General features: G+C 70.9%; 2 protein-coding genes. Both read right to left on the bottom strand.

Annotation, left to right across the window (positions count from 1 at the left end):
* The coding region (locus tag VF092_30085) for a hypothetical protein (GenBank protein ID HEX6751581.1) at positions 1-232 on the bottom strand (232 nt) is incomplete at its 3' end.
* On the bottom strand, positions 229-1,045 hold an 817-nt coding region (locus tag VF092_30080; GenBank protein HEX6751580.1), incomplete at its 5' end, for an amidohydrolase family protein. The genes VF092_30085 and VF092_30080, both read right to left, overlap by 4 nt.

Genomic DNA, 1,045 nt, shown 5'->3' with positions numbered 1-1,045 from the left:
GCGCGTCGATCTGCAGCGCGCCCGCGGGCACCGGGACGTTCGCCCCCACCGCGGTGATGCGCCCGTTCTGGATCACCACCGTGCCGCCGCGAATGGGCGTGCCGTCCGCGGTGTAGACGTCGCCGCCCACGATCGCGATGGTCTGCGCCGCCGCGGGCGCGGCCGCCAGCGACAGCGCCGCCAGCGCGGCTGCCGTCCACCGTCCCCCGTCCACCCTCCACTTGATGTTCATCGGGCCGCCTCCGCCGGAAAGAGTCCCACCTCGAAGTCGGTGCGCGGCTGGCGGTGCGGATCGAACCGGTCGTACATCAGCGCGCCGTCGATGTAGACCCGGTCGGCGCGGGTGTAGACGCTGAACGGGTTCCCCGACCAGATCACCACGTCCGCGTTCTTCCCCGGCTCCAGCGTCCCCACCCACTGGTCGATCCCCAGCGCCCAGGCGGGGTTCGCGGTCAGCCAGCGGAGCGCCTCGTTCTCGCTGATCTCGATCCCCATCTCGCGCCCGGCCTCGATCGCCTTGGCGGCCTCCTGGTTCAGCTTCTGGATCCCGGTCGGATCGTCCGAGTGGACGATGGTGCGCACGCCGGCCTGCTGCGCCATGGCCAGGTTCGCCCGGGTGAAGTCCAGCGCCTCCATCTTGAACCCCCACCAGTCCGCCCACAGCGACGCACCGATGGAGTCGCGGGCCAGCAGGTCGCGGATCTTGTACGCCTCCACCGCGTGGTGGAAGGAGCGGATGTGGTAGCCGAACTCCCGCGCGATGTCGATCATCTGCGCCATCTCGTCGGCGCGGTAGCAGTGGTTGTGCACCAGGATCTCGCCGCGCAGCACCCCGGCCAGGGTCTCCAGCTCCAGGTCCCGGTCCGGCATGTTGCTGGCCGAGCGCGGACCGTTCTCCCAGTCGGTCCAGCGCCGGTTGTACGCCGCCGCGCGGATCCAGGCGCTGCGGTAGCCGGCCACGTTGCCCATGCGCGTGCTGGGCCCGCCGCGGTTGCCGTATACCCGCTTGGGATTCTCGCCGCAGGCCATCTTCAGCCCGTACGGC

The sequence above is a fragment of the Longimicrobium sp. genome (assembly GCA_036377595.1).
Classification (GTDB): Bacteria; Gemmatimonadota; Gemmatimonadetes; order Longimicrobiales; family Longimicrobiaceae; genus Longimicrobium.
The sequence above is the reverse complement of the archived record's forward strand: the minus strand, read 5'-3'. Positions and strand labels throughout refer to the sequence as shown.